Source organism: Bacillus sp. FSL K6-6038 (assembly GCF_038050455.1).
GTDB lineage: Bacteria > Bacillota > Bacilli > Bacillales > Bacillaceae_G > Bacillus_A > Bacillus_A pseudomycoides.
The window spans coordinates 111,659-132,462 of sequence record NZ_JBBOUH010000001.1 but is presented as its reverse complement, the minus strand read 5'-3'; the positions used below and the strand labels follow the sequence as shown (position 1 = coordinate 132,462).

The following is a 20,804-nucleotide window of genomic DNA, read 5'->3' as shown; positions in this document are numbered from 1 at the left end:
TTAAAGGAGGGGGGCTTACTGGTTGAAATAATAAAAAACCCCAGCCAATAGACTGGGGTTTGAAGTTCGCAAAAATTAACGTTTTGAGAACTGAGGTGCACGACGTGCGCCTTTAAGACCGTATTTTTTACGCTCTTTCATACGTGCGTCACGAGTTAATAGACCTGCACGTTTTAATGTTAGACGGTATTCTGGGTCAGCTTTTAATAAAGCGCGAGAGATACCGTGACGAATAGCACCAGCTTGACCAGTGTATCCACCACCATTTACGTTTACAAGTACATCGTAGTTACCTAAAGTTTCTGTTGCAACTAGAGGTTGTTTCACTACTTCACGTAATGCAGCAAATGGGATATAGTTTTCAAAATCACGACCGTTAATGATAACGCGTCCTTCGCCTGGAACTAGGCGTACGCGTGCTACTGAACTCTTACGACGTCCAGTACCATAGTATTGTACCTGTGCCAATGTAAGCCCTCCTTTAATTAATTATCCGCGAAGTTCGTAAACTTCTGGTTTTTGTGCTTGGTGTGGATGCTCAGCTCCAGCATACACATTTAATTTTTTAGACACTTGACGTCCTAAACGTCCTTTTGGAAGCATGCCTTTAATTGCAAGCTCTAACATTTGTACAGGGTAGTTTGTACGCATTTCTAGAGCTGTTCTTTGTTTAAGTCCACCTGGGTGGTTAGTGTGACGGTAGTAAATTTTATCGTTTAATTTATTACCTGTTAAATGAATTTTCTCAGCGTTAATAATAATTACATGATCACCCGTGTCAACGTGTGGTGTAAATGTTGGTTTGTTTTTACCACGTAAAATGGATGCTACTTCACTAGCAAGGCGACCTAAAGTTTGACCTTCAGCGTCAACCACATACCATTTACGCTCAACTTCGTTAGCTTTTGCCATAAAAGTCGTACGCATGTGTTTCCCTCCTCGTTATCTTTTCCATAGAAAAAATCTATTGTTTATCTTAAACACGATTTCCTTCCGGGGCTAATCGTGGTTTTAGAAACAATACCATATGTTATGATATCCTTTTGAGTTTCTAATGTCAAGCAAATGTTACACCAGGATTAGTTGTTATAGTTTACCTGCCATAAATAAAGCCCGTGCCCTGGCACCATCTTCCCGGCAAAACGACGATCTTGTTTTTTTAAAATCTCTGGAATGCTGTCAGGAACCATCTTTCCTTGTCCTATGCTAAGTAGTGTACCAACAATAATTCGAACCATATTATATAAAAATCCATTACCTACAAAACGAAAAATTAACTCATCCTCTTGTTCCATTAAATCTATTTCATAAATTGTTCGCACTTTATCCTTTTTGTCAGTTTTTGCCGAACAAAACGAAGTGAAATCATGTGTTCCAATAAAATAAGGAATTGCTTTTCTTATAGATTCTATCTCAAGCGGATATGGATACTGGTATACGTAATTTCTACGGAATACATCAGCATTTTTAGATAATAATACACGGTAGCGATATTCTTTTCTCTCAACACCATAGCGTGCATGAAAATCTTCTGTTTTTTTCTCTACTTGCCTGACAACTATATCGTCTGGCAGCATCGTATTTAAGGCATTCATCCATTGCCATTCTTCAAGAGACAACGGTGTGTCAAAATGAATAACCTGTCCTCTTGCATGAACAGTAGAATCTGTTCGTCCTGATGCCTGAACACGAACAAGCTCTCCTTTATGCAACTTTTGCAGAGCTTTCTCTATTTCTTGTTGAACAGTACGATGCTGCGGTTGAATTTGATAACCGCAAAAATTGATGCCATCATATGCAACTGTACATTTTATTCTTTCCATTTCTCTATTCTCCATTACGATCGCACCCATGCTAGAATACATGCTAAACAAAGTAAACTTACTATCGTTAACGTATCGCTTGTTTTCCAGCGTAGCTGCCTAAATTTAGAACGTCCCTCACCACTTTGATACCCACGTGCTTCCATTGCAATCGCTAAGTCCTCAGCACGCTTAAAGGCACTAATAAAAAGCGGTACAAGCAAAGAAATAACCGCCTTTAATCGATCCTTTATCGGCCCACCAGAAAAATCAATACCACGGGATGCTTGTGCTTTCATAATTTTACTCGTCTCATCCATTAATGTTGGAATAAAACGAAGAGAAATAGACATCATCAATGCAATTTCATGAACAGGAACCTTTATACGCTTTAATGGCTTTAACAATGTTTCCATACCATCAGTAATTTCAATTGGTGTTGTTGTTAACGTTAATAATGTCGTCATTAAAATAATGACAAAGAAGCGTATAGAAATATATATCCCTTGCTCTAATCCCTTTTCATGTATCGAAAACCAACCAAGCTGAAGCAGTACATCCCCTTCTTTATTTGTAAAAATATGCAGAAAAAAGGTAAACAGAAAAATCCATAAGATTGGTTTTAAGCCCGAAAGTACATAACGAATCGGCACTTTTGCAAAAAATAAAGCAATGAGTGCATATAAAAATAAAAGTCCATATGAAATCGCATTATTTGCTAAAAAGACAACAAATACATATAAAAAGACAATCAACAGCTTCGCACGTGGATCAAGTTGATGAATGAGTGACCTACCTGGAATATATCTCCCAATAATCAACTGCTGCATGATTCATGACCACCTTTTCGTAACACCTGTACAACTTCATGAGTAAGATCCTCTAAAGATAAGGTAGCCTTCGGAATCGAAATACCAAACTTCTCTTCAATTGCACGTTTATACTTTAAAGACATTGGAAGATCCACGCCGATTTGTTCTAACTCATCTGCATGTAAAAATACTTCCTCTGCTGTTCCTTGCAAAAAAACCGTTCCTTTATGCATAACCACAATTTGATCCGCATATTTAGCAGCATCCTCCATATTATGGGTAACAAGGATTACTGTAAGCCCCTGTTCCTTATGAAGCTTATAAAACATCTCCATAAGCTCATGCTGTCCTTTAGGATCAAGCCCTGCTGTGGGTTCATCTAATACAAGCACTTCCGGTTCCATCGCAAGTACGCCTGCTATTGCAACACGTCTCATTTGTCCACCACTTAACTCAAACGGCGAACGCGCTAATAGCTCTGGATCCAATCCTACAATCTCAATTGCATCCCTTGCCTTTTGTCTTGCCTCTTCTTCCGATACTCCGAAATTTGAGGGTCCAAAACAAATATCTTTCTCAACTGTTTCTTCAAATAACTGATGCTCTGGAAATTGAAAGACAACCCCTACTTTTTTTCGTAGCGGCTTTAATTTCTTTTCTTTCTTTTGTGAGGAAATCAAATGCTCCCCAATTTGGACCGTGCCATTTGTCGGCTGCAATAAACCATTTAAATGTTGAATCATCGTCGATTTGCCGGAACCAGTATGACCGATAATGGCATAATACCCCCCACTTGGAAACGACACGTTTACATCATAAAGCGCGCGTCTTTCAAATGGAGTTTTATATTGATAACGATGCTCTACTGTTTGGAATGTAATCTCCAAAGTTCGTTCACCAAGCTTTCCATTGTAAGATGCGTATTTTGCAGTGGAATTTCATTCCTTTTTAATAATTCTGCTATTTTCACTGAGAATGGTACATCTAATCCGATTTCCCTAAGCATATGAGAGGACTTGAAAATTTGCTCTGGCGTACCTACCTCTAATATTTCTCCCTGATTCAAAATGATAACACGGTCTGACTGTGCAGCTTCTTCCAAATCATGCGTAATCGATAACACGGTAATACCTTTTGTATCCACAAGCTTCCTCACCGTTTCAATTACTTCACGTCGTCCTTGTGGATCTAACATCGATGTTGCTTCATCCAATATTAAAATAGATGGTTGCAATGCTAGCACACCTGCAATTGCAACACGTTGCTTTTGTCCACCAGATAACGAATGAGGCTCTTCATTAAGAAACTCTTCCATTCGGACCATCTGCAGCGCTTGATTCATCCGTTCTACCATCTGTTCCCGAGGCATCCCGATATTTTCAAGGCCAAATACAACATCATCTTGCACTGTTGTCCCAACAAATTGATTATCTGGATTTTGAAATACCATACCTATTTGCTTTCGAATATCCCATACCGTTTCTTCAGATAAAGTCATTGTATCATTTACAACAATCGTGCCTGATTCCGGTAAAAATAAACCATTTAATAATTTTGCAAGTGTAGACTTTCCTGAACCATTTTGTCCAATTACAGAAACCCATTCTCCCTCATATAAAGAGAATGATACGTCTTTTAGCGCATAAGAAGTTGCCCCGGGATATTGAAATGATATATTTTGCGTGCGAAGTTTCTCTTTTTTCAATGCAAGGCACCCTCTCTCATTACTTCATCAAGTTAGCCTATTTTCTATATTTAAAAAAAAAGGGCCACGACCAGTTACTTGAAAAGAACTGTCCTGCCCTTTTAATTATCATTATACTAACTCGATAATTACCATTGGTGCTGCGTCTCCGCGACGTGGACCAATTTTTGCAATACGAGTGTATCCGCCTTGACGCTCAGCATAGCGTGGAGCTACATCAGCGAATAATTTTTGAAGTGCATCTTGACCAGTCTCAGCATTAGCAACTTCATTGCGGATGAAAGATGCAGCTTGACGGCGAGCATGAAGATCTCCGCGTTTACCTAAAGTGATCATTTTTTCCACTACAGAACGAAGTTCTTTTGCACGAGTTTCTGTCGTTTGGATGCGCTCGTTGATAATTAAATCTGTAGCTAAGTCACGTAACATAGCTTTACGTTGCGCACTTGTACGGCCTAATTTTCTGTATGCCATTCGTAGTTCCCTCCTTTGTTGATGAGATTAAATCCTCAGTCGTCTTTACGTAAGCCTAAACCTAATTCCTCAAGCTTATGCTTAACTTCTTCTAAGGATTTACGTCCTAAGTTACGAACTTTCATCATATCTTCTTCTGTTTTGTTCGCAAGCTCTTGTACAGTATTAATTCCTGCACGTTTTAAGCAATTATAAGAACGAACAGAAAGATCAAGTTCTTCAATAGTCATTTCTAGAACTTTTTCTTTTTGATCTTCTTCCTTCTCGACCATAATCTCAGCATTTTGTGCTTCATCAGTTAAACCAACGAAGATATTTAAATGCTCAGTTAAGATTTTGGCACCTAAAGAGATAGCTTCTTTTGGCCCGATGCTTCCATCCGTCCATACATCAAGCGTAAGCTTATCATAATTTGCCACTTGTCCGACACGTGTCTTTTCCACTTGGTAAGTCACACGTGATACTGGAGTATAAATAGAATCAATAGGAATAACTCCTATTGGTTGATCTTCGCTTTTATTTGCATCAGCTGGCGTATACCCACGGCCACGCTTTGCAGTTAAACGCACGCGGAAATGCGCATCTTTTGCTAACGTCGCAATGTATAAATCTGGATTTAAGATTTCAACATCACTATCGTGAGTAATATCAGCAGCTGTGACAATACCTTCGCCCTGTACATCGATTTCCAACGTCTTCTCTTCTTCAGAGTAGATTTTAAGAGCTAACTTTTTCAAGTTTAAGATGATCGTCGTAACGTCCTCTACTACGCCCTCAACTGTTGAAAATTCGTGTAATACGCCATCAATTTGGATAGCAGTTACAGCGGCACCAGGGAGTGAGGATAAAAGAATACGACGTAAGGAGTTACCCAAAGTAGTACCATATCCACGCTCAAGCGGTTCAATCACGAATTTACCATATTTAGCATCTTCGTTAAGTTCAACCGTTTCGATTTTCGGTTTTTCAATTTCAATCATTAACTAAACCCTCCTTCAAAACGTCGAAACCTCGGCTAAACAAAGGAAAAAACCTCTGTCTAACCGAAAGTCCCCCTTAGGCAGTTCCCGATTGTGCACAACAAGCGATGTTTCTGTACGAAATTTCTCGATAATGCATCATATCCATTATAGACAAAAGGGAAAATTCTATACAGAAAAATTAAACACGACGACGTTTTGGCGGACGACATCCATTATGAGGAACTGGAGTAACATCTCTGATTGCTGTTACTTCTAGACCTGCAGCTTGAAGAGCACGAATTGCAGCTTCACGACCAGCACCAGGACCTTTTACAGTAACCTCTAAAGTTTTTAAACCATGCTCCATTGCAACTTTAGCAGCAGTTTCAGCAGCCATTTGCGCAGCGAATGGAGTAGATTTACGAGATCCACGGAAACCAAGTGCACCAGCACTAGACCAAGAAAGTGCGTTACCGTGAGTATCTGTAAGTGTTACGATTGTGTTGTTGAAAGTAGAACGAATATGAGCAATACCAGCTTCAATATTCTTTTTCACACGTTTTTTACGAGTGTTTGTTTTACGTGCCATTGTTAGTTCAACCTCCTTTACTTATTATTTCTTTTTATTTGCTACTGTACGACGTGGACCTTTACGCGTACGAGCATTATTTTTAGAATTTTGACCACGAACTGGTAAACCACGACGGTGACGAAGACCACGGTAAGAACCGATCTCCATTAGACGTTTAATGTTAAGAGAAACTTCACGACGAAGGTCTCCCTCAACTTTAACGCGGTCTACGATGTCACGGATACGTCCTAATTCGTCTTCCGTTAAATCACGAACTCGTGTTTCTTCAGAAACACCAGCTTCAGCAAGAATTTTTTCAGCAGTTGTGCGACCAATGCCGAATACGTAAGTTAAAGAAATAACAACGCGCTTGTCACGAGGAATATCTACACCTGCGATACGTGCCATTCCGAATGCACCTCCTTCTGATTAACCTTGTTTTTGTTTATGTTTAGGGTTTTCACAAATAACCATTACTTTTCCACGTCTACGAATAACTTTACATTTTTCGCAGATTGGTTTAACTGACGGTCTTACTTTCATGTCTCGAACCTCCTTAAAGATTACGGAGTGCTATATTATTTAAAACGGTACGTAATACGACCACGATTTAAATCGTACGGAGATAATTCTACCGTAACTTTGTCTCCTGGTAAAATCCGAATGAAGTTCATACGGATTTTACCAGAAACGTGAGCCAATACGACATGCCCATTCTCTAATTCTACTTTGAACATAGCATTTGGCAACGTTTCAAGAACGGTACCTTCGACTTCAATTACATCATCTTTAGCCATTCAATAGTTCTCCCTTCTTCAAATCAGTAACATTTTACACTGCTCTGAAATCCCGGAGAGCCAGCTACTTATAAAGTGGTAAGGATTTCGTATCCTGCTTCTGTAAGAGCAATCGTGTGCTCAAAATGTGCACACCATTTACCATCTACCGTTACCACTGTCCAGTCATCAGATAGTGTTTTTACATATCGTCTTCCTTGGTTCACCATCGGTTCGACACAGATGACCATTCCCGGCTTTAATCTAGGACCTTTATTTGGTGGACCGTAGTGCGGGATCTGAGGGTCCTCATGTAAGTCTTGCCCGATTCCGTGACCAACATACTCCCTAACGATCGAGAATCCATTATCTTCAGCATACGTTTGAACTGCATGTGAAACATTTGATAATCTCACGCCTGGTTTTATTTGTTCTAGACCAAGATACAACGATTTTTCTGTGACATCAAGTAGCTTTTGAACAGATTCAGAAATGTTTCCTACTGGATACGTCCACGCAGAATCTCCATGGTACCCATTGTATTTCGCACCAATATCGATACTGATGATATCACCTTCTTGGAGCTTGCGCTTACCTGGAATCCCATGTACAAGCTCTTCATTTACAGAAGCACAGATGCTTCCCGGAAATCCGTTGTATCCTTTAAAAGATGGCGTAGCACCATATTTTCGAATCGTCTTTTCCGCTATTTGATCGAGCTCTTTCGTTGTAATTCCTGGAGTAATATGCTTTTTCAACTCTTGATGAGTTAAAGCAACGATCTTGCCAGCTTCTCGCATGATTTCTATCTCGCGAGGAGTTTTGCAAATGATCATTACGCTAAGTCTCCAATGAGAACATCAATATCAGCAAATACCTTATTGATATCTTGCTCACCATTAATGCTTTGTAAGTAACCAAGCTCTTCATAGAAATCAAGCAAAGGTTTTGTTTGCTTAATATTTACCTCTAAACGATTCGCTACAGTTTCTTCATTGTCATCAGAGCGTTGATATAATTCGCCACCACATTTATCGCACACGTCAGCTTTTGCTGGCGGATTGAATTCTAAGTGATAAGTCGCACCGCACTCTTTACAAATACGACGGCCTGTAAGACGTTTTAATAGCAATCCTGAATCCACATTAATGTTTAAAACATAGTCGATTTTTTTGCCAAGATCTTTCATAATCTCTTCAAGTGCAGATGCCTGTGCAACTGTTCGTGGGAAACCATCTAGTAAGAAGCCTTTTACACAGTCTTCTTGACTTAAACGTTCACGAACAATTCCGATTGTAACTTCATCTGGAACAAGCGCACCTTTATCAATAAAGGACTTTGCTTGTAAACCAAGTTCAGTTTCAGCCTTCATAGCTGCACGGAACATATCTCCTGTTGAGATGTGAGGGATGTTATACTTGGCAACAATCTGTTCGGCTTGTGTACCTTTACCAGCACCAGGAAGCCCCATTAAAATTAAGTTCATCCTTGTTCCCCCTCAATACATGAGCATGTAGGGAAGACAATTCTTCCCACTTACTCACTGCTTGATAAACCCTTTGTAATGGCGTTTTACCAGTTGGCTTTCTAGCTGCTTCATTGTTTCTAAAGCAACGCCGACAACGATTAACATACTCGTTCCACCGATCTGTGCAGATGGAGGAAGATTTCCCAATTTCGTAAAGATAACTGGAAGAATTGCAATCGCTGCTAGGAAAATAGATCCTACAAAGGTCAAACGATACAAGATTTTTGTTAGATATTGTTCTGTATTCTTACCCGGACGAATACCTGGAACATATCCACCTTGCTTGTTTAGGTTTTCTGACATTTGCTCTGGATTAACCTGAACAAATGCATAGAAGTATGCGAAGGCTACAATGAGCGCTACATATATTATCATTCCCACTGGGTGGGAATAGTTAAAGTTTGCAATGATCCACTTCGATACATCGTATTTCGGGAAGAACTGTGCAATAGTTGGAGGTGTAATTAAGAATGAAACAGCAAAAATTACTGGAATAACACCCGCACTATTTACCTTAAGCGGTAAATGTGTGTTTTGTGCTCCAGCATGATTACCATTTCCTCCTGTTACACGCTTCGCATATTGAATTGGGATCTTTCTAACAGCTTGTTGAATGAAAATAACACCAACAACAACTGCTAACACAGCTAGTAAAATCAATACAACTTTAACGATACTCATGAACAATTGATCTCCGGCATTTTGAAACTGTTGTTGATACACTTGAGATATTACACTTGGGATCGCTGCGGCAATACCACCAAAGATTAGGATGGAAATACCATTACCTACACCTTTAGCTGTAATCTGTTCACCTAACCACATTAAAAATGCAGTACCAGCAGTCAGTACCGTAGCAATGTATAAATAAGTGCTCCAACCTGGATTCAAAATTAACTGTCCACCTACCATACCGTTAAAACCGATTGACATACCAAACCCCTGAATAAACGCAAGAACAATTGTAAAATAACGCGTGAATTGCGTTAGTTTACGACGGCCCATTTCGCCTTGCTTCGACCATTCCGAAAATTTAGGAACAACATCCATCTGCAATAATTGCACGATGATGGATGCTGTAATATACGGCATGATTCCCATCGCAAAGATGGAGAAGTTTTTCAACGCGCCACCGCCAAATGTATTTAGGATGCCTAATGCATTTAACTGATCTTGTGCTTTCAGTACGTCTCCATTTGTAAATGGCACTGGGATAAACGTGCCAATCCTGAATACGATTAGCATCGCTAAAGTGAATAATATTTTACGTCTTATCTCAGCAACGCGCATAAAGTTGGAGATTGTACGAAACATTAGATCACCTCAACTGATCCGCCAGCTGCTTCAATTGCTTCTTTAGCACTTGAAGAGAACTTGTGCGCTTTAACAGTTAATTTTTTCTCTACAGCTCCGCTTGCAAGAATTTTAACACCGTCGTTTAATTTGCTGATAACGCCAGTTTCCAGCAATAATTCAGGTGTTACTTCTGTACCATCTTCAAAACGATTTAACGTTGCTAAGTTTACGATAGCAAACTCTTTACGGTTAATGTTTGTGAAGCCGCGTTTTGGTAAACGACGGAATAATGGAGTTTGACCACCTTCGAAGCCAAGACGAACACCGCCACCAGAACGTGCGTTTTGTCCTTTATGACCTTTACCAGCAGTTTTACCGTTACCAGAACCGATACCACGACCGACACGGTTACGTACTTTACGAGAACCTTCTGCAGGTTTTAATTCATGAAGTTTCATTCCCAGGCACCTCCTTATATTAATGAGTTATCCTTAAGCTTCTTTTACAGTTACAAGGTGAGAAACTTTGTTGATCATACCAAGAATAGCAGGAGTTTCTTCCTTAACTACAGTTGAATTCAACTTTTTAAGACCTAAAGCTTCTACCGTCGCACGTTGATCTTGTGGACGACCAATTACACTACGAGTGAGGGTAATTTCTAACTTTTTCGCCATTTGTTTTCCCTCCTTCTTAACCTAGTAGCTCTTCTACAGATTTACCGCGTAATTTTGCAACATCTTCAGCGCGCTTAAGCTCGCTTAATCCGTTCACAGTAGCGCGAATCATGTTAATTGGTGTGTTAGAACCAAGAGATTTCGAAAGAATATCTTGTACACCAGCTAATTCAAGTACCGCACGAACTGGTCCACCAGCAATAACTCCAGTACCTTCAGCAGCAGGTTTTAAGAATACTTCACCAGCTCCAAAATGACCGTTGATTGTGTGTGGAATTGTTGTACCAACTAATGGTACTGTGATTAAGTTTTTCTTAGCGTCTTCGATAGCTTTGCGAATTGCGTCTGGTACCTCTTGTGCTTTACCCGTACCGAATCCAACATGACCGTTTTTATCGCCAACTACAACTAGTGCAGCAAAGCGGAAACGACGACCACCCTTAACAACTTTCGCGACACGATTTATCGTAACTACACGTTCTTCAAGTTCTAATTTACTTGGGTCAATGCGATGCATCAATTTTCCCTCCTTTGACCATTAAAATTGTAATCCAGCCTCACGAGCAGCTTCAGCTAGAGCTTTAACACGGCCATGGTATAAGTAACCACCGCGATCAAATACTACTTCTTTAACGCCTTTCTCTACAGCACGCTTAGCAACTGATTCTCCAACTTTCGTAGCAGCTTCAATATTGCTAGTACCGTTAAGAGCAAGGTCTTTATCAAGAGTAGATGCACTTACTAATGTTACACCATTTACATCATCAATAACTTGAGCGTAAATATGTTGGTTAGAACGGAACACATTTAAACGTGGACGTTCTGCAGTACCAGTAAGTTTTGCACGTACACGTGCATGTCTTTTCTTACGAGTCGCATTTTTATCAGCTTTAGTGATCATTCTTGTCACTCCTTTCTCTCACCTAACGGGTTTACTTAGCAGTTTTACCTTCTTTACGACGAACAACTTCGCCTTCGTAACGAATACCTTTGCCTTTATATGGCTCTGGAGCACGTACAGCACGGATGTTAGCAGCAAATTCGCCAACACGTTGCTTGTCGATACCTTTAATTACGATTTTAGTTGGTGCAGGTACTTCAACTTCAAGTCCTGCTTCCGGAGTCATTTCTACTGGATGAGAATAACCTACGCTTAATACAAGTTTATCACCTTGTTTTTGAGCACGGTAACCAACACCGACTAATTCAAGTCCGCGTGCGAAACCTGTAGTTACACCTTCAACCATGTTTCCGATTAAAGCACGAGTTGTACCGTGTAATGCACGGTGTTCCTTCTGTTCAGATGGACGCTCAACTGTTAGTGTATTTTCTTCAATTTTGATAGACATATCAGCATTGAAAGTACGAGTTAATTCACCTTTAGGGCCTTTTACTGTTACAGTATTGTCTTCTGCAACTGTGATAGTAACACCTGCAGGGATTTCAAGAATCTTTTTACCAATACGAGACATGTGGTCACACCTCCGTTCGTTTTAAATATATATTACCAAACGTATGCTACTACTTCTCCACCAGTTTGTAATTGACGAGCATCTTTGTCTGTCATTACTCCCTTAGATGTAGAAACAAGAGCGATACCTAATCCGTTAAGTACACGTGGTACTTCGTCAGCTTTAGCGTAAACGCGTAAGCCAGGTTTACTGATACGTTTTAATCCAGTGATTACACGTTCATTGTTTGCACCATATTTCAGGAAAATACGAAGGATACCTTGTTTGTTATCCTCGATGTATTCTACATCACGAATGAAACCTTCACGTTTTAAAAGTTCAGCGATCTCTTTTTTGATTTTAGAAGCAGGAACCTCTAATTTCTCATGACGTACCATGTTCGCATTACGGATGCGAGTAAGCATGTCTGCAATTGGATCTGTCATCACCATGTGTTTTACCTCCTTCCCATTTGTGGGTTTTACCAACTAGCTTTTTTAACACCAGGAATTTGACCTTTATATGCAAGTTCACGGAAACAAATACGGCAAAGCTTAAATTTGCGGTATACAGAATGCGGACGACCGCAGCGTTCGCAACGTGTATACTCTTGTACTTTAAACTTAGGAGTACGCTTTTGTTTCGCGATCATAGATTTTTTAGCCACGTTTTCGCCTCCTCTACTTAGCGTTGGCTTCCATTATTTTTGGAATGGCATACCGAATTGTGTTAAAAGTTCACGAGCTTCTTCATCAGTTTTCGCTGTAGTAACGATTACGATGTCCATACCACGGACTTTACTTACTTTATCATAATCAATCTCAGGGAAAATTAGTTGCTCTTTAACACCTAATGTGTAGTTACCACGACCGTCGAATGATTTCTTAGAAACACCACGGAAATCACGCACACGTGGTAAAGAAACTGATACTAATTTGTCGAAGAACTCATACATTTGCTCACCGCGTAAAGTTACTTTTGCACCGATTGGCATACCTTCACGAAGACGGAAACCAGCGATTGATTTTTTAGCGCGAGTTACAACAGGTTTTTGACCTGCGATATGCGTTAATTCTTCTACTGCATTGTCTAAAGCTTTTGAGTTAGATACCGCGTCACCAACACCAGTGTTGATTACGATCTTTTCGATTTTCGGTACTTCCATCACAGATTTATAGTTAAACTTGCTCACTAGAGCAGGAGTAATTTCCTTTTGGAACTTCTCTTTAAGGCGATTCAATGAAGTGACCTCCTTTCTTAAGAAAATTATTTATCTAATAATTCACCAGATTTTTTTGCAATACGAACTTTTTTACCATCTTCTACTTTGAAGCCTACACGAGTAGGTTCGCCTGTTTTCGGATCTAATACCATAACATTAGAAACGTGAATAGGTGCTTCTTTCGTAATAATTCCACCTTGTGGATTTAATTGAGATGGCTTAGAGTGTTTTTTAACGATGTTAACACCCTCAACGATAACACGGTTTTGCTTTGGGAAAGCCACAAGGATAACACCTTGTTTTCCTTTGTCTTTACCAGTGATTACCTGTACTTTATCACCTTTTTTTACATGCATCTTAATTCTGCACCTCCTTAGCAAGGCAATACCTTAAATTATAGAACTTCTGGAGCTAAAGAAACGATCTTCATGAAGTTGCTATCACGTAATTCACGAGCTACTGGTCCAAAAATACGAGTACCACGTGGGCTCTTATCGTCTTTAATGATAACCGCTGCGTTTTCATCAAATTTAATGTAAGAACCGTCCGGACGACGAGCTCCGCTCTTCGTACGTACCACTACTGCCTTAACAACGTCACCTTTTTTAACAACGCCACCTGGTGTTGCTTGTTTTACCGTAGCAACGATAATATCACCAATGTTAGCATATTTACGACCAGAGCCGCCTAATACTTTAATTGTTAAAAGTTCACGTGCACCAGAATTGTCAGCAACTTTCAAACGAGATTCTTGTTGGATCATGTTATGAAACCTCCCTTCGGACTAAAAATTCCGATTCGTCTATTTAGATAATAACCGCTTCTTCAACGATTTCAACTAAACGGAAACGCTTAGTAGCAGAAAGCGGGCGAGTTTCCATGATTTTTACGATATCGCCAATTTTTGCTTGGTTTTGCTCATCATGGGCTTTGTACTTTTTAGAATACTTAACACGTTTTCCGTACAAGGAATGAGTTTTGTAAGTTTCAACTAAAACTGTAATCGTTTTGTCCATTTTGTCAGACACTACACGACCAGTATAAACTTTGCGTTGGTTACGTTCGCTCACTATGCAAACCTCCCCTCAATTTATCGATTAATTCCGATCTCTCTTTCACGAACTACAGTTTTCATACGAGCAATTGCTTTACGCACTTCACGGATGCGAGTTGGATTCTCTAATTGTCCTGTAGCAAGTTGGAAGCGAAGATTAAACAACTCTTCCTTTAAAGCTTTAACTTTTGTTTCGATTTCGGCAGTGGTTAATTCACGAATATCATTAGTTTTCATTAGATTCACCACCATTTTCTTCACGTTTTACGAATTTACATTTCACTGGTAATTTGTGAGCTGCAAGACGTAATGCTTCGCGTGCTACCTCTTCAGATACACCCGCGATTTCGAACATAATTTTCCCAGGTTTTACTACTGCTACCCAGCCTTCTGGTGCCCCTTTACCGGAACCCATACGTACTTCTAGAGGTTTTGCAGTGTAAGGCTTAGAAGGGAAAATTTTAATCCATACTTTACCGCCACGTTTCATGTAACGAGTCATTGCACGACGAGCAGCTTCGATTTGACGGTTTGTAATCCATGAAGCAGCTTGTGCTTGTAAACCGAATTCACCGAAAGCAATTTCAGCTCCACCTTTTGCACGACCACGCATTTTACCACGATGCTCTCTACGATATTTTACGCGTTTAGGCATTAACATATTATTTTCCTCCTTCCTCAGAAGCTTTCTTTTTTGTAGGAAGGACTTCTCCACGGTAGATCCATACTTTTACGCCTAATTTACCGTATGTTGTATCAGCTTCAACTGCTGCATAGTCAATATCAGCGCGAAGTGTATGAAGTGGAACAGTTCCTTCACTGTAAGATTCTGCACGAGCGATATCAGCTCCGCCAAGACGACCAGAAACCTGTGTTTTAATACCTTTAGCTCCTGCACGCATAGCACGTTGAATTACTTGCTTCTGTGCACGACGGAAAGATACACGGTTTTCTAATTGACGAGCGATGTTTTCGCCTACTAATTTAGCGTTAAGATCAGCTCTCTTAACTTCTAAGATGTTGATGTGTACACGCTTGCCTGTTAATTGGTTAAGAGCTTTACGAAGTGCTTCAACTTCTGTACCACCTTTACCAATTACCATACCAGGTTTTGCAGTGTGAATTGTAACATTTACACGATTTGCTGCACGTTCGATCTCTACTTTAGCAACAGCAGAATCTTTTAAGCGTACAGTAATGTACTCACGGATTTTGATGTCTTCATGTAATAATGTAGCGTAATCTTTTTCAGCGAACCAACGAGATTCCCAGTCACGGATAACACCGACACGAAGACCAATTGGATTAACCTTCTGACCCATCGATTATCCCTCCTTCTTTTCTGATACCACAACTGTAATGTGGCTTGTGCGTTTGTTAATTTGGCTTGCACGACCCATTGCACGTGGACGGAAACGTTTCAACGTTGGACCTTCGTCAACGAAAACTGTTTCAACAACTAGGTTGTTAATGTCCATTTCGTAATTGTGCTCTGCATTTGCGATTGCAGATTTTAAAACTTTCTCTACAACTGGAGAAGCAGTTTTTGGTGTGTGGTTAAGGATAGCAATCGCTTCACCCACTTGCTTACCTCGGATTAAGTCTACAACTAAACGAACTTTACGAGGAGCAATACGAACTGTTCTCGCTACTGCTTTAGCTTGCATTGAAGTGCCTCCTCTCATTATCTTCTAGTTTTCTTATCGTCAGCAAGGTGACCTTTGTACGTACGAGTTGGTGCGAATTCACCTAACTTATGGCCAACCATATCCTCAGTGATGTACACAGGTACGTGTTTACGACCATCATATACAGCAATTGTATGACCGATGAACTGAGGGAAGATTGTTGAACGGCGAGACCAAGTTTTAACAACTTGTTTTTGCTCAGATGCAACTAATTTTTCCATTTTGCTCATTAAGTGATCATCGACAAATGGTCCTTTTTTTAAGCTACGAGCCATTGTGGTGCCTCCCTTCGTGATTGGCGTACGGTTCTAGAAATGAACCGTACTACAATCCCATTATTTTTTACGACGACGAACGATAAATTTATCAGACGCTTTATTTTTCTTACGAGTCTTGAATCCAAGAGTTGGTTTACCCCATGGAGACATTGGAGACTTACGTCCGATTGGAGAGCGTCCTTCACCACCACCGTGTGGGTGATCAACTGGGTTCATTACAGAACCACGAACTGTTGGGCGCTTACCTAACCAGCGAGAGCGACCCGCTTTACCGATTTTGATAAGTTCATGTTGTTCGTTACCTACTTGACCGACTGTAGCGCGACAAGCAGATAATACTAAACGCACTTCACCAGAAGTTAAACGTACAAGTACGTATTTTCCTTCTTTACCAAGTACTTGAGCAGATGTACCAGCAGAACGAACTAATTGTCCGCCACGACCAGGCTTAAGCTCAATGTTATGAACAACAGTACCTACTGGAATGTTGATTAATGGTAATGCGTTACCGATTTTAATGTCAGCTTCAGCGCCAGACATAACTTCCATACCTACTTCTAAGTTTTTAGGAGCAAGGATGTAACGTTTTTCACCGTCAACGTAGTTAATTAATGCGATATTCGCAGAGCGGTTTGGATCGTATTCGATCGTAGCAACGCGTCCTGGAATTCCATCTTTGTTACGTTTAAAGTCGATGATACGGTATTGACGCTTATGTCCGCCACCTTGGTGACGTACAGTAATTTTACCTTGGTTATTACGACCAGCCTTTTTGCTTAAAGGCGCAAGTAAAGACTTTTCCGGTCTGTCAGTCGTAATTTCAGCGAAATCATTCGTTGTCATATTACGACGACCGTTAGTAGTTGGTTTATACTTCTTAATTGCCATCTCAATTTCCCTCCTTCTTTAGTAAGAATTAAACACCTTGGAAGATTTCGATTTCTTTGCTGTCAGCAGTTAGCTTAACGATTGCTTTACGACGACGGTTAGTAAAACCAGCGTGACGACCAACGCGTTTTGCTTTCGGCTTGTAGTTCATGATATTTACTTTGTCTACATTAACACCAAAGATCGCTTCTACAGCGTCTTTAACTTCTGTTTTATTAGATTTAACGTCCACATCGAACGTGTATTTTTTTTCAGCCATCATTTCCATAGAACGTTCAGTGATAACTGGGCGCTTAATGATATCACGAGGATCTCTCATTATGCAAGCACCTCCTCTACTTTTTCCACTGCCGCTTTTGTCATGATTAGCTTATCATGATGAAGCACGTCTAAAACGTTTACGCCATCAGCAGTGATTACTGTTACTCCAGGAATATTGCGAGCAGATAACTCTACAGCTTCGTTTGCATCAGCAGTTACGATAAGAGCTTTCTTCTCTACAGTTAATCCTTTAAGTACTGCTACCATGTCTTTTGTTTTTGGTGCATTTAACACTAGGTCTTCAAGAACTACAATGTTGTTCTCAACTACTTTAGTAGCTAATGCAGATTTAATAGCTAAGCGACGAACTTTCTTAGGAAGTTTGTAAGCATAGCTTCTTGGTGTAGGTCCGAATACCGTACCACCACCACGCCATTGAGGAGAGCGGATAGAACCTTGACGAGCACGTCCAGTTCCTTTTTGACGCCATGGTTTACGACCACCACCGCGCACTTCAGAGCGAGTTTTTACTTTGTGTGTACCTTGACGTAAAGATGCACGTTGCATCATTACAGCTTCGAAAAGTACAGCTTCATTTGGTTCGATACCGAAAATAGCTTCAGCTAATTCGATTTCACCAACCTGTGAACCAGTTTGGTTATATACAGTAACTTTTGGCATTGGAATTCCTCCTTCCTATTGTGAATTATTTACTAACCTTCACAGCGCCTTGAACAACTACAAGAGATTTCTTAGCACCTGGAACGTTACCTTTTACTAGTAATAAGTTGCGCTCAGCGTCAACTTGAACGATTTCTAAGTTTTGGATTGTAACTTGGTCTCCACCCATACGTCCAGCAAGTTTTTTACCTTTGAATACACGGTTCGGAGCAACTGGGCCCATTGAACCAGGACGACGGTGATAGCGAGAACCATGAGACATAGGTCCGCGAGATTGTCCGTGGCGTTTAATAACACCTTGGAAACCTTTACCTTTAGAAATTCCTGTTACGTCAACGATTTCACCTGCAGTGAAAACTTCAACTTTTACCTCTTGACCAACCTCTAATCCGTCCACGTCTGCATCGCGGATTTCGCGAATGAAGCGCTTAGGAGTAGTAGATGCTTTAGCAGTGTGGCCTTGTTCAGGTTTGTTAGTTAACTTTTCACGTTTATCGTCAAATCCTAACTGAATTGCATTATAGCCGTCAGTTTCTGTTGTTTTCTTTTGAAGAACAACGTTTGGAGTCGCAGCGATTACTGTTACTGGGATTAACTCACCGTTTTCAGCAAATACTTGAGTCATACCGATCTTTCTTCCTAAGATTCCTTTGGTCATGAGTTACACCTCCTACATTTTTAAGTTATATAAATTATAATTTGATTTCGATATCTACACCAGATGGTAAGTCTAAACGCATTAATGAATCTACTGTTTGCGGAGTAGGACTCACGATGTCGATTAGACGTTTGTGCGTGCGCATTTCGAATTGCTCACGAGAATCTTTGTACTTATGAACAGCACGAAGAATTGTGTAAACAGTTTTTTCAGTTGGTAATGGGATCGGACCAGAAACTGTTGCCCCAGAACGCTTAGCTGTTTCTACAATTTTCTCAGCTGACTGATCAAGAATACGGTGATCGTAAGCTTTTAAACGGATACGGATTTTTTCTTTTGCCATTATTTTCCCTCCTTCGTTCGCCTATTTCTAAAATAGACCTTCTCCATGGAAATTTCCCCACACCATGCCATGGCAAAGCGGCCGGGTGTGTCAGCAACCTTCCACTTCATCGCAGTCAAAGACCAACATTGTCTATTATACAATGTTATTCGTCTAGATGCAAGCATCTTTTTGTTTGCATCTACTTTTCTCTACTTTTGCTATTATACATGGCACTTTAAAGAATTTCAAGTTTTCATCTACTCTCATTTAACTTACAATTTTTGGTCGTTACTTTCGTTTTATATACTATAGAAGAAACTCATTCAAAAATAGAAAATGCACCTCTTTCTTCTATATAAACAAGCAATAAAAAAACTCAAGGGAGAATCCCTTGAGTTTTTAATAATCTATTTAAAGATTATTCAGCAACGATTGTAGCAACTACACCGTAACCTACTGTACGTCCACCTTCACGAATAGAGAATTTAGTTCCCTCTTCGATTGCGATTGGAGCGATAAGTTCGATAGTCATTTCGATGTTGTCACCAGGCATTACCATTTCAGTACCTTCTGGTAATTGGATGATACCAGTTACGTCAGTTGTACGGAAATAGAATTGCGGACGGTAGTTAGCGAAGAATGGAGTGTGACGTCCACCTTCTTCTTTAGATAATACGAAAACTTCAGCTTTGAATTTAGCATGAGCTTTTACAGAACCGCTTTTAGCAAGAACTTGTCCACGTTGGATGTCTTCACGAGCAACCCCACGAAGTAGAGCACCAATGTTGTCTCCAGCTTGAGCTTGGTCAAGAAGTTTACGGAACATTTCTACACCAGTTACAGTTGTAGAAGCGTTCTCTTCAGCAAGACCGATGATTTCTACTACGTCACCAACTTTAACTACTCCACGCTCTACACGACCAGTTGCAACTGTACCACGACCTGTGATAGAGAATACATCCTCGATAGGCATTAAGAATGGTTTGTCAGTTTCACGTTCTGGAGTTGGGATGTAAGCATCAACTTCAGCCATTAATTCGATGATTTTTTCTTCCCACTCAGCTTCTCCTTGAAGAGCTTTAAGAGCAGAACCTTTAACTACAGGAATATCGTCGCCTGGGAATCCGTATTCAGATAATAGGTCGCGAACTTCCATTTCTACTAATTCTAATAATTCTTCGTCGTCTACCATGTCGCATTTGTTTAAGAATACAACGATGTAAGGAACACCTACTTGACGAGAAAGAAGGATGTGCTCACGTGTTTGAGGCATTGGGCCATCAGCAGCAGATACTACTAAGATACCGCCGTCCATTTGAGCAGCACCAGTGATCATGTTTTTAACATAGTCAGCGTGACCTGGGCAGTCAACGTGTGCATAGTGACGAGTTTCAGTTTCGTACTCAACGTGTGCAGTTGAGATTGTGATACCGCGCTCTCTTTCTTCTGGAGCAGCATCGATTTGGTCGTATCCGCGTGCTTCAGCACCACCAGCTTTTGCAAGAACTGTAGTGATCGCAGCAGTTAATGTAGTTTTACCATGGTCAACGTGGCCGATTGTACCGATGTTAACATGGGGTTTAGAACGTTCGAATTTAGCTTTAGCCATTCTAAATTCCTCCTTAGTTTATATAGGTTATTTTATATTTAGACTAGAAAGTGAAACTTAAGTCCCGCTTTCTAAGCTTACATAAGTAG

The 20,804-nt window shown here is 40.2% G+C and carries 37 protein-coding genes; all 37 read right to left on the bottom strand.

Annotation, left to right across the window (positions count from 1 at the left end):
* Positions 1-75: 75 nt before the first annotated feature.
* On the bottom strand, positions 76-468 hold the full coding sequence (rpsI, locus tag NSQ40_RS00790; RefSeq protein ID WP_000079986.1) for a 30S ribosomal protein S9: 393 nt from the start codon (positions 466-468) through the stop codon (positions 76-78).
* A gap of 21 nt (positions 469-489) precedes the next feature.
* The gene (gene rplM, locus NSQ40_RS00785) at positions 490-927 is read right to left on the bottom strand and encodes a 50S ribosomal protein L13 (RefSeq protein ID WP_001260793.1); all 438 of its coding nucleotides are present in this window, start codon (positions 925-927) and stop codon (positions 490-492) included.
* A gap of 152 nt (positions 928-1,079) precedes the next feature.
* On the bottom strand, positions 1,080-1,823 hold the full coding sequence (truA, locus tag NSQ40_RS00780) for a tRNA pseudouridine(38-40) synthase TruA (protein WP_098716193.1): 744 nt from the start codon (positions 1,821-1,823) through the stop codon (positions 1,080-1,082).
* A 14-nt stretch (positions 1,824-1,837) separates the two neighbouring features.
* On the bottom strand, positions 1,838-2,632 hold the full coding sequence (locus NSQ40_RS00775; protein WP_033795814.1) for an energy-coupling factor transporter transmembrane component T family protein: 795 nt from the start codon (positions 2,630-2,632) through the stop codon (positions 1,838-1,840).
* Positions 2,620-3,501, bottom strand: coding sequence for an energy-coupling factor ABC transporter ATP-binding protein (locus NSQ40_RS00770; RefSeq protein WP_018767976.1), 882 nt, complete (start codon positions 3,499-3,501; stop codon positions 2,620-2,622). The genes NSQ40_RS00775 and NSQ40_RS00770 overlap by 13 nt, the downstream gene beginning before the upstream one ends.
* Positions 3,477-4,319 (bottom strand): energy-coupling factor ABC transporter ATP-binding protein, encoded by an 843-nt coding sequence (locus tag NSQ40_RS00765; RefSeq protein WP_003194387.1) that lies wholly within the window; start codon positions 4,317-4,319, stop codon positions 3,477-3,479. The genes NSQ40_RS00770 and NSQ40_RS00765 overlap by 25 nt, the downstream gene beginning before the upstream one ends.
* 111 nt (positions 4,320-4,430) lie before the next feature.
* Positions 4,431-4,793 carry a 50S ribosomal protein L17 gene (gene rplQ / locus NSQ40_RS00760; protein WP_000331491.1) on the bottom strand — a complete coding sequence of 121 codons (363 nt, stop codon included), beginning with the start codon at positions 4,791-4,793 and terminating at the stop codon, positions 4,431-4,433.
* Positions 4,794-4,828: 35 nt separating this feature from the next.
* Entirely contained in the window at positions 4,829-5,773 is a 945-nt protein-coding gene (locus tag NSQ40_RS00755) for a DNA-directed RNA polymerase subunit alpha (RefSeq protein WP_000569645.1), read from the bottom strand.
* A 181-nt stretch (positions 5,774-5,954) separates the two neighbouring features.
* On the bottom strand, positions 5,955-6,344 hold the full coding sequence (gene rpsK / locus NSQ40_RS00750; RefSeq protein WP_003194384.1) for a 30S ribosomal protein S11: 390 nt from the start codon (positions 6,342-6,344) through the stop codon (positions 5,955-5,957).
* 24 nt (positions 6,345-6,368) lie between these two features.
* A complete protein-coding gene (rpsM, locus tag NSQ40_RS00745) occupies positions 6,369-6,734 on the bottom strand; it encodes a 30S ribosomal protein S13 (protein WP_003194382.1) in 366 nt (121 codons plus the stop codon).
* 21 nt (positions 6,735-6,755) lie between these two features.
* Entirely contained in the window at positions 6,756-6,869 is a 114-nt protein-coding gene (rpmJ, locus tag NSQ40_RS00740) for a 50S ribosomal protein L36 (protein WP_000868344.1), read from the bottom strand.
* A 35-nt stretch (positions 6,870-6,904) separates the two neighbouring features.
* Entirely contained in the window at positions 6,905-7,123 is a 219-nt protein-coding gene (gene infA / locus NSQ40_RS00735; RefSeq protein ID WP_001029884.1) for a translation initiation factor IF-1, read from the bottom strand.
* A 68-nt stretch (positions 7,124-7,191) separates the two neighbouring features.
* Positions 7,192-7,938 (bottom strand): type I methionyl aminopeptidase, encoded by a 747-nt coding sequence (map, locus tag NSQ40_RS00730; protein ID WP_018767342.1) that lies wholly within the window; start codon positions 7,936-7,938, stop codon positions 7,192-7,194.
* Positions 7,938-8,588, bottom strand: a complete 651-nt coding sequence (locus tag NSQ40_RS00725; protein ID WP_003194378.1) for an adenylate kinase — start codon at positions 8,586-8,588, stop codon at positions 7,938-7,940. The genes map and NSQ40_RS00725 overlap by 1 nt, the downstream gene beginning before the upstream one ends.
* Positions 8,589-8,642: 54 nt before the next feature.
* Positions 8,643-9,944, bottom strand: a complete 1,302-nt coding sequence (secY, locus tag NSQ40_RS00720; protein ID WP_018783074.1) for a preprotein translocase subunit SecY — start codon at positions 9,942-9,944, stop codon at positions 8,643-8,645.
* Entirely contained in the window at positions 9,944-10,384 is a 441-nt protein-coding gene (gene rplO / locus NSQ40_RS00715; RefSeq protein WP_003194374.1) for a 50S ribosomal protein L15, read from the bottom strand. Before rplO ends, secY begins: the two co-directional genes overlap by 1 nt.
* Before the next feature lie 33 nt (positions 10,385-10,417).
* Positions 10,418-10,600 (bottom strand): 50S ribosomal protein L30, encoded by a 183-nt coding sequence (gene rpmD / locus NSQ40_RS00710; RefSeq protein WP_001085234.1) that lies wholly within the window; start codon positions 10,598-10,600, stop codon positions 10,418-10,420.
* 16 nt (positions 10,601-10,616) lie between these two features.
* On the bottom strand, positions 10,617-11,117 hold the full coding sequence (gene rpsE / locus NSQ40_RS00705; protein ID WP_003194373.1) for a 30S ribosomal protein S5: 501 nt from the start codon (positions 11,115-11,117) through the stop codon (positions 10,617-10,619).
* A 21-nt stretch (positions 11,118-11,138) separates the two neighbouring features.
* Positions 11,139-11,501 (bottom strand): 50S ribosomal protein L18, encoded by a 363-nt coding sequence (rplR, locus tag NSQ40_RS00700; protein WP_000628816.1) that lies wholly within the window; start codon positions 11,499-11,501, stop codon positions 11,139-11,141.
* 31 nt (positions 11,502-11,532) lie between these two features.
* Positions 11,533-12,072, bottom strand: a complete 540-nt coding sequence (rplF, locus tag NSQ40_RS00695; protein ID WP_003194369.1) for a 50S ribosomal protein L6 — start codon at positions 12,070-12,072, stop codon at positions 11,533-11,535.
* A 32-nt stretch (positions 12,073-12,104) separates the two neighbouring features.
* Entirely contained in the window at positions 12,105-12,503 is a 399-nt protein-coding gene (gene rpsH, locus NSQ40_RS00690; protein WP_000245511.1) for a 30S ribosomal protein S8, read from the bottom strand.
* 29 nt (positions 12,504-12,532) lie between these two features.
* Positions 12,533-12,718 (bottom strand): 30S ribosomal protein S14, encoded by a 186-nt coding sequence (rpsN, locus tag NSQ40_RS00685; protein ID WP_001085700.1) that lies wholly within the window; start codon positions 12,716-12,718, stop codon positions 12,533-12,535.
* A gap of 33 nt (positions 12,719-12,751) precedes the next feature.
* The gene (gene rplE / locus NSQ40_RS00680) at positions 12,752-13,291 is read right to left on the bottom strand and encodes a 50S ribosomal protein L5 (protein WP_018767345.1); all 540 of its coding nucleotides are present in this window, start codon (positions 13,289-13,291) and stop codon (positions 12,752-12,754) included.
* A gap of 26 nt (positions 13,292-13,317) precedes the next feature.
* Entirely contained in the window at positions 13,318-13,629 is a 312-nt protein-coding gene (gene rplX / locus NSQ40_RS00675; protein ID WP_000558201.1) for a 50S ribosomal protein L24, read from the bottom strand.
* 38 nt (positions 13,630-13,667) lie between these two features.
* Positions 13,668-14,036, bottom strand: coding sequence for a 50S ribosomal protein L14 (gene rplN, locus NSQ40_RS00670; RefSeq protein WP_000615912.1), 369 nt, complete (start codon positions 14,034-14,036; stop codon positions 13,668-13,670).
* Between the two features lie 43 nt (positions 14,037-14,079).
* A complete protein-coding gene (rpsQ, locus tag NSQ40_RS00665) occupies positions 14,080-14,343 on the bottom strand; it encodes a 30S ribosomal protein S17 (RefSeq protein WP_016116954.1) in 264 nt (87 codons plus the stop codon).
* 20 nt (positions 14,344-14,363) lie between these two features.
* On the bottom strand, positions 14,364-14,564 hold the full coding sequence (gene rpmC, locus NSQ40_RS00660; protein ID WP_000855718.1) for a 50S ribosomal protein L29: 201 nt from the start codon (positions 14,562-14,564) through the stop codon (positions 14,364-14,366).
* Positions 14,554-14,988: a 50S ribosomal protein L16 gene (rplP, locus tag NSQ40_RS00655; RefSeq protein WP_016116953.1), complete on the bottom strand. Its 435-nt coding sequence runs from the start codon at positions 14,986-14,988 to the stop codon at positions 14,554-14,556. Before rplP ends, rpmC begins: the two co-directional genes overlap by 11 nt.
* A 1-nt stretch (position 14,989) precedes the next feature.
* Positions 14,990-15,649 carry a 30S ribosomal protein S3 gene (gene rpsC / locus NSQ40_RS00650; protein ID WP_000529958.1) on the bottom strand — a complete coding sequence of 220 codons (660 nt, stop codon included), beginning with the start codon at positions 15,647-15,649 and terminating at the stop codon, positions 14,990-14,992.
* A gap of 3 nt (positions 15,650-15,652) precedes the next feature.
* Positions 15,653-15,994, bottom strand: coding sequence for a 50S ribosomal protein L22 (gene rplV, locus NSQ40_RS00645; protein WP_003194358.1), 342 nt, complete (start codon positions 15,992-15,994; stop codon positions 15,653-15,655).
* Between the two features lie 17 nt (positions 15,995-16,011).
* Positions 16,012-16,290: a 30S ribosomal protein S19 gene (rpsS, locus tag NSQ40_RS00640; protein ID WP_000124454.1), complete on the bottom strand. Its 279-nt coding sequence runs from the start codon at positions 16,288-16,290 to the stop codon at positions 16,012-16,014.
* Positions 16,291-16,350: 60 nt separating this feature from the next.
* Entirely contained in the window at positions 16,351-17,181 is an 831-nt protein-coding gene (rplB, locus tag NSQ40_RS00635; protein ID WP_003194355.1) for a 50S ribosomal protein L2, read from the bottom strand.
* A gap of 28 nt (positions 17,182-17,209) precedes the next feature.
* Positions 17,210-17,500 (bottom strand): 50S ribosomal protein L23, encoded by a 291-nt coding sequence (gene rplW / locus NSQ40_RS00630; RefSeq protein ID WP_003194353.1) that lies wholly within the window; start codon positions 17,498-17,500, stop codon positions 17,210-17,212.
* Positions 17,500-18,123, bottom strand: coding sequence for a 50S ribosomal protein L4 (rplD, locus tag NSQ40_RS00625; protein ID WP_003194351.1), 624 nt, complete (start codon positions 18,121-18,123; stop codon positions 17,500-17,502). Before rplD ends, rplW begins: the two co-directional genes overlap by 1 nt.
* Positions 18,124-18,148: 25 nt before the next feature.
* Positions 18,149-18,781: a 50S ribosomal protein L3 gene (gene rplC / locus NSQ40_RS00620; RefSeq protein WP_003194350.1), complete on the bottom strand. Its 633-nt coding sequence runs from the start codon at positions 18,779-18,781 to the stop codon at positions 18,149-18,151.
* Positions 18,782-18,815: 34 nt separating this feature from the next.
* Positions 18,816-19,124 (bottom strand): 30S ribosomal protein S10, encoded by a 309-nt coding sequence (rpsJ, locus tag NSQ40_RS00615; RefSeq protein WP_001040596.1) that lies wholly within the window; start codon positions 19,122-19,124, stop codon positions 18,816-18,818.
* Between the two features lie 400 nt (positions 19,125-19,524).
* The gene (gene tuf, locus NSQ40_RS00610) at positions 19,525-20,715 is read right to left on the bottom strand and encodes an elongation factor Tu (protein WP_003205504.1); all 1,191 of its coding nucleotides are present in this window, start codon (positions 20,713-20,715) and stop codon (positions 19,525-19,527) included.
* Positions 20,716-20,804 lie beyond the last annotated feature (89 nt).

Coding starts and splice junctions, on each gene's coding strand:
- rplM (WP_001260793.1), bottom strand. CDS start 927: ATGCGTACGACTTTTATGGCAAAAGCTAACGAAGTTGAGCGTAAATGG.
- truA (WP_098716193.1), bottom strand. CDS start 1,823: ATGGAAAGAATAAAATGTACAGTTGCATATGATGGCATCAATTTTTGC.
- NSQ40_RS00775 (WP_033795814.1), bottom strand. CDS start 2,632: ATGCAGCAGTTGATTATTGGGAGATATATTCCAGGTAGGTCACTCATT.
- rplQ (WP_000331491.1), bottom strand. CDS start 4,793: ATGGCATACAGAAAATTAGGCCGTACAAGTGCGCAACGTAAAGCTATG.
- NSQ40_RS00755 (WP_000569645.1), bottom strand. CDS start 5,773: ATGATTGAAATTGAAAAACCGAAAATCGAAACGGTTGAACTTAACGAA.
- rpsK (WP_003194384.1), bottom strand. CDS start 6,344: ATGGCACGTAAAACAAACACTCGTAAAAAACGTGTGAAAAAGAATATT.
- rpsM (WP_003194382.1), bottom strand. CDS start 6,734: ATGGCACGTATCGCAGGTGTAGATATTCCTCGTGACAAGCGCGTTGTT.
- rpmJ (WP_000868344.1), bottom strand. CDS start 6,869: ATGAAAGTAAGACCGTCAGTTAAACCAATCTGCGAAAAATGTAAAGTT.
- infA (WP_001029884.1), bottom strand. CDS start 7,123: ATGGCTAAAGATGATGTAATTGAAGTCGAAGGTACCGTTCTTGAAACG.
- map (WP_018767342.1), bottom strand. CDS start 7,938: ATGATCATTTGCAAAACTCCTCGCGAGATAGAAATCATGCGAGAAGCT.
- NSQ40_RS00725 (WP_003194378.1), bottom strand. CDS start 8,588: ATGAACTTAATTTTAATGGGGCTTCCTGGTGCTGGTAAAGGTACACAA.
- secY (WP_018783074.1), bottom strand. CDS start 9,944: ATGTTTCGTACAATCTCCAACTTTATGCGCGTTGCTGAGATAAGACGT.
- rplO (WP_003194374.1), bottom strand. CDS start 10,384: ATGAAACTTCATGAATTAAAACCTGCAGAAGGTTCTCGTAAAGTACGT.
- rpmD (WP_001085234.1), bottom strand. CDS start 10,600: ATGGCGAAAAAGTTAGAAATTACCCTCACTCGTAGTGTAATTGGTCGT.
- rpsE (WP_003194373.1), bottom strand. CDS start 11,117: ATGCATCGCATTGACCCAAGTAAATTAGAACTTGAAGAACGTGTAGTT.
- rplR (WP_000628816.1), bottom strand. CDS start 11,501: ATGATCACTAAAGCTGATAAAAATGCGACTCGTAAGAAAAGACATGCA.
- rplF (WP_003194369.1), bottom strand. CDS start 12,072: ATGTCTCGTATTGGTAAAAAGATTCTTGAAATCCCTGCAGGTGTTACT.
- rpsH (WP_000245511.1), bottom strand. CDS start 12,503: ATGGTGATGACAGATCCAATTGCAGACATGCTTACTCGCATCCGTAAT.
- rplX (WP_000558201.1), bottom strand. CDS start 13,629: ATGCATGTAAAAAAAGGTGATAAAGTACAGGTAATCACTGGTAAAGAC.
- rplN (WP_000615912.1), bottom strand. CDS start 14,036: ATGATCCAACAAGAATCTCGTTTGAAAGTTGCTGACAATTCTGGTGCA.
- rpmC (WP_000855718.1), bottom strand. CDS start 14,564: ATGAAAACTAATGATATTCGTGAATTAACCACTGCCGAAATCGAAACA.
- rplP (WP_016116953.1), bottom strand. CDS start 14,988: ATGTTAATGCCTAAACGCGTAAAATATCGTAGAGAGCATCGTGGTAAA.
- rpsC (WP_000529958.1), bottom strand. CDS start 15,649: ATGGGTCAGAAGGTTAATCCAATTGGTCTTCGTGTCGGTGTTATCCGT.
- rplV (WP_003194358.1), bottom strand. CDS start 15,994: ATGCAAGCTAAAGCAGTAGCGAGAACAGTTCGTATTGCTCCTCGTAAA.
- rpsS (WP_000124454.1), bottom strand. CDS start 16,290: ATGGCTCGTAGCTTAAAAAAAGGACCATTTGTCGATGATCACTTAATG.
- rplB (WP_003194355.1), bottom strand. CDS start 17,181: ATGGCAATTAAGAAGTATAAACCAACTACTAACGGTCGTCGTAATATG.
- rplW (WP_003194353.1), bottom strand. CDS start 17,500: ATGAGAGATCCTCGTGATATCATTAAGCGCCCAGTTATCACTGAACGT.
- rplD (WP_003194351.1), bottom strand. CDS start 18,123: ATGCCAAAAGTTACTGTATATAACCAAACTGGTTCACAGGTTGGTGAA.
- rplC (WP_003194350.1), bottom strand. CDS start 18,781: ATGACCAAAGGAATCTTAGGAAGAAAGATCGGTATGACTCAAGTATTT.
- rpsJ (WP_001040596.1), bottom strand. CDS start 19,124: ATGGCAAAAGAAAAAATCCGTATCCGTTTAAAAGCTTACGATCACCGT.
- tuf (WP_003205504.1), bottom strand. CDS start 20,715: ATGGCTAAAGCTAAATTCGAACGTTCTAAACCCCATGTTAACATCGGT.